The organism is Asticcacaulis biprosthecium C19, from assembly GCF_000204015.1.
Classification (GTDB): domain Bacteria; phylum Pseudomonadota; class Alphaproteobacteria; order Caulobacterales; family Caulobacteraceae; genus Asticcacaulis; species Asticcacaulis biprosthecius.
This window is the reverse complement of the sequence record NZ_GL883077.1, coordinates 38092-45837: the sequence shown is the minus strand read 5'-3', so window position 1 is coordinate 45837 and position 7746 is coordinate 38092. Positions and strand designations below refer to the sequence as shown.

Annotated in this window: 6 protein-coding genes; 3 read left to right on the top strand and 3 right to left on the bottom strand. The window is 63.9% G+C overall.

All coding sequences use genetic code 11. From position 1 onward, the window contains the following. Positions 1-372: 372 nt before the first annotated feature. Positions 373-2358 carry an AAA family ATPase gene (locus ABI_RS00740; protein ID WP_169313698.1) on the top strand — a complete coding sequence of 662 codons (1986 nt, stop codon included), beginning with the start codon at positions 373-375 and terminating at the stop codon, positions 2356-2358. 157 nt (positions 2359-2515) lie between these two features. On the opposite strand, the gene ABI_RS00735 is transcribed toward ABI_RS00740, so the two are convergent. The 3 genes from ABI_RS00735 to ABI_RS00725 form a co-directional block, all read right to left on the bottom strand. Then, positions 2516-3172, bottom strand: a complete 657-nt coding sequence (locus ABI_RS00735) for a GntR family transcriptional regulator (RefSeq protein WP_006270876.1) — start codon at positions 3170-3172, stop codon at positions 2516-2518. Between the two features lie 106 nt (positions 3173-3278). Next, the gene (locus ABI_RS00730) at positions 3279-4277 is read right to left on the bottom strand and encodes a 4-hydroxyproline epimerase (protein ID WP_006270875.1); all 999 of its coding nucleotides are present in this window, start codon (positions 4275-4277) and stop codon (positions 3279-3281) included. A 71-nt stretch (positions 4278-4348) separates the two neighbouring features. After that, entirely contained in the window at positions 4349-5263 is a 915-nt protein-coding gene (locus ABI_RS00725) for a dihydrodipicolinate synthase family protein (protein WP_006270874.1), read from the bottom strand. A gap of 81 nt (positions 5264-5344) precedes the next feature. Between ABI_RS00725 and ABI_RS00720 the strand changes: the two genes are divergently transcribed. Continuing rightward, positions 5345-6559, top strand: a complete 1215-nt coding sequence (locus ABI_RS00720) for an NAD(P)/FAD-dependent oxidoreductase (protein ID WP_006270873.1) — start codon at positions 5345-5347, stop codon at positions 6557-6559. Further along, entirely contained in the window at positions 6556-7737 is a 1182-nt protein-coding gene (locus tag ABI_RS00715; RefSeq protein WP_006270872.1) for a M24 family metallopeptidase, read from the top strand. Before ABI_RS00720 ends, ABI_RS00715 begins: the two co-directional genes overlap by 4 nt. Positions 7738-7746 lie beyond the last annotated feature (9 nt).

Below are 7746 nucleotides of genomic sequence, written 5' to 3'. Positions count from 1 at the left end.
GCGCGACAGCCTTCGGCTTTCGCTTGCTCGCCACCTCCCCATCAAGATGGGGTGGAGAAGTAAGAAGACGTCTACACTGCAAATGTGGCTTCGTGGCAACGGTGGTGTCGCTTTTGAGTTGCGTGGGTTGCGTGTCGTTACGGATTTAACTATACGAACGCAACGTGCCGCGGAAACCCCGGGCATATGGAGAGTAAGACTTGATAGGATCAACCCACAGCCGGGGCTGTAAGCCCGCCGCGATCCTGCCATTCGTCTAAGCGCCCTTTCGGCGTCGCGGCGGGGCAGAGAGCTCGGCCGCACCCCTGTTTCCCAACCTGAATGAAACATCGTGAGATGCGCAACGCTGCGTCTCCGCCGAAAGACATGACCATGAACGAAGATCATATCGTCCGCAGCCTGGCGCTGCGGATGGCCCGCGACATCGTGCCGGACTCGAAGCCGGCGCAAAGACTGCTGGTCTGGGCCACCAGCGATGTCGCCTGGCTGTTGGGGCAGCCGGTACTGGAAAAGTTGGAATGGAAGCCGTTCCGCAAGCGGCTGAAGCGTGTCCTAAAGACGCCCCCTGAGTCGAAAGCACCGCGCCCGCGCGTCCTGGACTTGGCCGACGAACTGGGTCGCTTGCTGCACCTGGCGCCGTTTGACGCCGAACTGCTGACCCTGATGATCGCCTGCGACCGCCTGCCGAGGCTGAGCGCCATGCTGGGCTGTGTTGGCGATCACATCCGTGAACTGCCCGCCGCGCTGGGCGAACTGGCCGGGGCCGAGGCCCAGGACGCGACCCGGTGCGTCCGGCGCAGCGATGTCCTGAAGCTGGGCCTGGTCGGGTTCGGGGTTCGCGCGTCGTATGACGATCCGGTGGAGATCCGCTGGCCGTTGTCGCGCGTCCTCGACCGCGACCTGGCGCCGGACGAGATGTCCGAGGCCTTGGCCGGGCGGCGCCAGACGGCCATGCTGGGGATGGAGGACTTCGCCCATGTCGGCGAGGCCGAATTCCTGGTGCGGTTGCTGGCCGGGGCGGCGCGCGAGCGGGCGCACGGCGTCAACATCCTGATCCACGGGCCTCCGGGGACCGGCAAGACGGAGCTGGCGCGGACCCTGGCTGCGGCGGCCGGTTGTCCTCTGCACGGGATCGGCGAAGTCGACGATGATGGCGAGGAGCCGACGCGCGAGGACCGGGTACTGGCGCTGATGCTGGCTCAGCGGGTGCTGGGCGACCGCGCCGGCGCCGTGCTGCTGTTCGACGAGATGGAGGACCTGATCGGCGGGGCGCAACGGGGTTCCGGCGACTGGTTCGCGCGGCGCGAAGGCAGCAAGGTCTTCGTCAACCGGCTGCTGGAAACCAATGCGGCGCCGGTGATCTGGATCACCAACGCAGTCGGCAACATCGACGACGCCATCCTGCGCCGGATGAGCTTTGTGCTGCATCTGGACCTGCCACCGCGGCAGGCAGCCCACCGTATCCTGGCGCGGGTCGTGGCCGACGAAGGCGGACACGATAGGGGTAGGTTGGCGGGCGCGGCGATCAGGCGGCTGATCGACCAGGTGCCGGAGACCTCCAGCGTGCTGCGGGTGGCCGTGAAGGCGGCGCGGCTGGCCGGTGAGCCCGACTGCGGCGCACGGGCGGCAACGTCGCTGGTGCGGGCCTTGCGCGGCGGCGAGATGCCGATGGACGGGCCGGGCGAACTGGACATGGGACTGTACGAGGCCGACCGGCCGATGGATGTCCTGTTCGATTCGATACGGGATCTGGGCGCTTTGGATGTGTCGCTGTTGCTGACCGGGCCTCCGGGCACGGGCAAGACGGCTTTGGCGCACCATATGGCGCGGATGCTTGACCGGCCCTTGCTGGTGCGGCGGGCGTCGGACCTGCTGTCGAAGTGGGTCGGGGAGACTGAGCAGAACATCGCGAAGGCGTTCGAGGACGCGCGGCGCGAGGAGGGCGTGCTGCTGTTCGACGAAGCAGATTCGCTGCTGTTCGACCGGACGCGCGCGCGGACGTCATGGGAGGTCGGTCAGGTCAATGAGATGCTGACCTGGCTGGACCGGCACCCCTTGCCGGTGGTGGCGGCGACAAACCATCCGGGTTCGCTGGATCCGGCGACCCTGCGGCGCTTCGTGTTCAAGCTGGATCTGGCGCCTTTGGGGCCGGAAAGGCTGGGCCGGGCGTTCGCACGGTTCTTTGGGATGCCGGCGCCGGCGGGCTTGGCGGTGTTGCGCAACCTGACGCCCGGCGATTTCGCTGTGGTGGCCCGGCAACTGCGGCACGCGCCGGCGGTGGATGCCGTGGGTGTGCTGGCGCGGTTGGCTGAGGAGAGCCGGGTCAAGCCGGATGCCGGCAGGCGGATGGGATTCTGAAAGGGATGACATCCGCCTGCAGCGCGGCGGTGAAGTTCGAAAAAGTGGGTCCACAGATTACACCGATTACACAGATTTTTCAGAGGTTTAATCTGTGTAATCGGTGTAATCTGTGGACCCACTTTAGGAGGGTGCCGCCGCGCGGCGGGCCCAAATCTTAGCCCGCTTTTTCCAGTTCGAATTGCTTGCGCAGGTCCTCAAGCGTCGAGCTGATATGGTGCGCCATGATGGCGGCGACTTCCTTCGATTTGCCTGACGCCCACAGCTCGTACATGGCCGCATGCTCGTCGTGCGCGCGGCTGTCGCGGCCGGCTGGCTCCAGGTGCTTGCCGACATAGCGTTCCGAAATGATGTTCAGCCGTTCGACGATCTGGGTGGTGATCGGGCGTTGGATCGGCTTGACCAGAGCCATGTGATAGGCCCGGTTCAGCTTGCCGACCTTTTTCTTGTCCGACACCACAGCCTCGTCCAGCGCCTTGAGACAGTCCAGCGCCACCTGCTTGTCCTTGTCGGTAGCGACCGTGGCCGCCTCGGCGACAGCGTCGGGCTCGATCTTTAACCGCAGGGCATAGACCTCCTCGACCTCGTCGACCGACAGGGGGCGAATGAAGAAACCACGATTGGTGACGTACAGCAACAGACCGTCCTGCTCCAGGCGGGCAAAGGCTTCGCGCAACGGAATCTTGCTGACGCCGAGTTCGGCGGCCAGGGCGTCCTGTCGGATGGCGGTGTCGACGGGCATGACGCCGGAAATGATGCGGTCGCGCATCAGGGCATAGATCTGTTCCGATAGGGTCTGGACAATAATGGACATAAGCTTCTCGCCCCGCGCACGAGCTCTGTTATAAAGTATACCAAGTTAGCTATGGTTTGAGCCCGTTAGCAAGGGCTAAGGCCGAATCGTTGCGTGATCAACGAAATTAAACAACCTGAAAGCCGGCCCAGAAGGTGTCTTCGCGGTCGATCCAGAGGTTATTGAAACCGGTTGCAATGGCAGAGCCCTCGATCGAGGGGATGATGGCCTTTTGCCCGTTCAGTTCGGTCTCGGCTTCGACGCGGCCGATGAAGCGGCTGCAGATGTAGCTTTCATGGATGAAACGGTCGCCGACCTTCAGTTTACCCTTGGCGTGGAGGTGGGCCAGGCGGGCTGATGTGCCGGTGCCGCAGGGCGAACGGTCGATGGCGCGGTCGCCGTAAAACACAGCGTTGCGGCCATCGGCGCCGTCGTGTTTGGGTTTGTCCGCCCACAGGACGTGGCTGACCCCGCGGATGGTGGGATCGAGCGGGTGGACGGGTTCGTATGTGTCGCGGACCAGCTGGCGGATCGTGCGGCTCAGCTCGATGATGCGGGCGGCGCCCAGGTCGTCGAGGCCGGTATAGGGGCCGTGGGGCTCGATGATGGCGTAGTAGTTGCCGCCATAGGACACATCCACGGTCAGGTGGCCGAAGTCGGGGACATCGATCTTGATGCCGGTCTGGGCCAGGTAGGCCGGGACATTGGTGATCTTGACGGAGGTGACGCGGTTGCCGGCGGTTGTGTAGTCGATGTTGATGACGCCGGCGGGCACCTCCAGTTTCAGCTTGCCCGGAGTCCTGGGGATGATCAGGCCGTTTTCCAGCGCGAAGGTCACGATGCCGATCGTGCCGTGACCGCACATCGGCAGGCAGCCCGAGGTTTCGATGAACAGGATGCCGGCGTCGGTGTCGTCCAGGGTCGGCGGATAGAGGAAGCCGCCCGACATCATGTCGTGGCCGCGCGGCTCAAAACACAGGCCGGTGCGGATCCAGTCGAAGCGCGACAGGAAATCCTGGCGGCGCTCGGACATGGAGTTGCCTTTGAGCAAAGGCGCGCCGCCGGCGACCAGGCGGACCGGGTTGCCGGCGGTGTGGCCATCGATGGCGAAGAAGGTATGGCGCATAGCTGGGCTCCGGACGACAATAGGCGGTTCGATGGATTCGAACCGCCTATGGAACGCAAATCAGTATTTGGTTAAGCGGCTTTGGTGATCTTAAGCGACGGGCGGGTCGCGGCGGCCTTTTCGACCATGGCCGTGACTTCGGCGCGGCGGGCGCCGGTCAGCGGCATGCGCGGCATGCGTACACGTTCCGAACCGCGGCCCATGATCTGCTCGGCCAGCTTGATCGACTGAACCAGGTCGTGTTCGGCGTCGAGGTGCAGCAGCGGCAAGAACCAGCGGTAGATCTCACGCGCGGTGGCGATGTCGCCGGCTTCCAGCGCCTTGACCAGCATGACGGATTCGTGCGGGAAGGCCGAGGTCAGGCCCGAAACCCAGCCTTGGGCGCCCAGCAGCAGGCCTTCGAAGGCGACGTCGTCGAGGCCGGCGAAGATGACATAGCGGCTGCCGAAGGCATTGTAGAGATCGGTGAAGCGGCGGGTGTCGGCCGCTGATTCCTTGACCGCAACGATGTTCTTGACCGGCTTCAACGCTTCCAGGACGTCGTTGCCAATATTGACGCGGTAGGCGGTCGGGTTGTTGTACAGCATGATCGGCAGCTTGGTGGCGTTGGCCACCTGGGTGAAGTGCGCGACCAGTTCCTCGGGCTTGGGGACATAGACCATGGCCGGCAGCAGCATCAGGCCGTCGGCGCCAATGGCTTCGGCATCCCGGACCCAGGCTTGGGCCAAAGGGGTGGTGAACTCGGAAACGCCGGTGACGACCGGAACGCGGCCGTTGACGACCTCGACGATCGCCTTGAGCATGTCGCGCTTTTCCTCGGCGGTCAGGGAGTTGTTTTCACCGCAGGTACCCATGGCGATAACGCCGGTGACGCCGTCACGGATAAGATCATCGACAACGCGCTGGGTGTCTTTAAAATCGATCGAAAGATCTTCTCGGAATTGCGTGGTTACGGCAGGAAACACGCCGTGCCAGTCGATGGTCATTATAATAGGCTCCCGGAGCTTGCGTAAGAACATATACCGTATACAATATGCGATAGCGAGATGCAACAAGGATAGTATCACATGGCCCACGCAATTGTTACCGGCGGCGGCATCGTCGGTTTGAATGTTGCGCTCGCCTTACAGAGTAAGGGTTTTGAGGTTACGCTGATCGATCCGGAAGTGGTCAGAAGCGGCGCTTCTTATGGTAATGCGGGCCATATCGCCATCGAACAGGTCGAGCCTTTGGCATCGATGGCGATGGTCAGATCGGCTTGGCGGCGGCTCTATCCGAAGGGCGCCCTGGGCTTGCCGGTGCGGGCGGTCGGGCAGTGGTTACCGTTTTCGCTGCGGCTGCTGAAGGCGGCGCGTCCAGAGCCGTTCGCTCGCGGCAAGGCGGCTTTGTCGGCCTTGATCGCCCAGGCCATGCCGGCCTGGCAGCGCCGGGTCACGGATATCGCTGCGCCGGACCTTTTGAAGCAAGACGGCCACTATGTGGTGTGGGAAACGAAGGCCTCGGCGACCGCGGGTCTGAAATCCTGGCAGTCGACGGATATCGGCGATGCGCGGTTTCATGTCGCGACCGAAGACGAGTTGGCGAGCTTAAAGAGAATCACCACGGCGGACATTGCCGGGGCGATCCGGTTCGAGAACACCGGCCAGATTGCCGAACCGGCACGGTTGTTGGCGACGATGGAAGCGACGTTTGCCGAACGCGGCGGGACGGTGCTGCATGAACGCGTAGCGCGGGTCAGCGACGGCGCGGTGGTGCTGAGTGGGGGCGAGACCCTGATCGCTGATGCTGTCGTGGTGAGCGCCGGGGTGCGGTCGAAGGGGCTGCTGGAGCCTTTGGGGGCGCGGATGCCGATCGTCGCCGAGCGCGGCTATCACATTCAGTCGTCGTCGCACGGCTGGCCGGACGGTTTGCCGCCGGTGGTGTTCGAAGACCGCTCGATGATCGTCACCGGTTTCGAAGGCGGTTTGCGCGCGGCCAGCTTTGTCGAATTCGCTGGAGTCGATGATCCGCCCGATGCCGGCAAATGGTCGAGACTACGGCAGCATGTGACAGCGCTGGGTCTGCCGTTTGGGCCGGCGGATCAGGTGGCGCAGTGGATCGGAGCGCGACCGACCTTCCCGGATTATTTGCCGGCGATCGGCCGATTGAAGGATAAGGTGTACTATGCTTTCGGGCATCAGCATCTGGGTTTGACCCTGGGGCCGGTGACGGGCGAGATCGTCGCCGATATGGTGTCGGGCGGTGAGGCGCCTGTAGCTTTCTCTCTGGAGCGTTTTCAATGATCGGATCGTCGACTATCGAAGCCGAGCTGGCGCGGTTGAGCCCGCCAGTCGATCCGGCACCGGCCATTACGATTGCCGAGCGTTTAGACCGCCTCGACAAGGCACGGCGGCTGACCCGTGACATGGGCGCCGATGCGCTGCTGGTCGGGGCCGGGGCGTCGCTGCGCTATTTCGCCGGCCTGCCGTGGGCCGCGTCGGAGCGGTTGATTGCCCTGCTGCTGCCGGTCGATGGCGAGCCGGTGCTGATCTGTCCCTATTTCGAGCGCGGCTCGGTCGAGGCAGATATGCAGATCGCCTGCGACTATCGCCTGTGGCATGAGCACGAGAGTCCGTCGGCCTTGGTCGGCCAGGCGATGACGGACTGGGGGCTTTCGAAACTGGCCGTCGATCCGTCCATGTCGTTCGAGATGGTCCACCGTCTGGGGCGCGAGACCGGGTTGGAGATCCTGGAAGCGTCGGCGGTGATCAACGGCTGCCGGATGTACAAGTCGGCGGCCGAACTGGCCCTGATGCAGCAGGCCAAGTCGATGACCCTGGAGGTGCATCGCGCCACAGCCCGGATGCTGCGTGAGGGCATCACGACGGTCGAGGTCACCAATTTCATCGAGGCGGCGCATCGCCGGATGGGTGCGGCGGGCAATTCTTTCTGCATCGTCCAGTTCGGGCGCGGTACGGCGTTTCCGCATGGCCTGCCGGGTGTGCAGAGCTTGCGGGAGAACGATCTGGTGCTGGTCGATACCGGCTGTTACGTCCAGGGCTATACCTCAGACATCACGCGGACCTACAGTTTCGGCACAGCTGATGATGAACATCGCCGCATCTGGGAGATCGAAAAGGAATCGCAGGCCGCAGCCTTTGCCCGGGTCGAGGTCGGGGTGGCGTGCGAAGCGGTCGATTATGCCGCGCGGGCGGTTCTGGAAAAGCATGGCCTGGGGCCGGATTATAATTTGCCGGGAACGCCGCACAGGACGGGCCATGGCATCGGGCTGAGCATCCATGAGCCGGCCTATCTGGTGCGCGGCGACAAGACGCCGTTGGCGCCGGGCATGTGTTTCTCGAATGAGCCGATGATCGTGGTGCCGGAGCGCTTTGGGGTGCGGCTGGAGGACCATATGTATGTGACCGAGTCGGGCGCCAAGTGGTTCACCGAGCCCCAGCCGGCGATCGATCGGGTCTAGAGTTCTGAT

Excerpts from the sequence above, each read along its gene's own strand:
- ABI_RS00730 (WP_006270875.1), bottom strand. The coding sequence starts at position 4,277 with ATGCGCCATACCTTCTTCGCCATCGATGGCCACACCGCCGGCAACCCG.
- ABI_RS00725 (WP_006270874.1), bottom strand. The coding sequence starts at position 5,263 with ATGACCATCGACTGGCACGGCGTGTTTCCTGCCGTAACCACGCAATTC.
- ABI_RS00720 (WP_006270873.1), top strand. The coding sequence starts at position 5,345 with ATGGCCCACGCAATTGTTACCGGCGGCGGCATCGTCGGTTTGAATGTT.
- ABI_RS00735 (WP_006270876.1), bottom strand. The coding sequence starts at position 3,172 with ATGTCCATTATTGTCCAGACCCTATCGGAACAGATCTATGCCCTGATG.
- ABI_RS00715 (WP_006270872.1), top strand. The coding sequence starts at position 6,556 with ATGATCGGATCGTCGACTATCGAAGCCGAGCTGGCGCGGTTGAGCCCG.
- ABI_RS00740 (WP_169313698.1), top strand. The coding sequence starts at position 373 with ATGAACGAAGATCATATCGTCCGCAGCCTGGCGCTGCGGATGGCCCGC.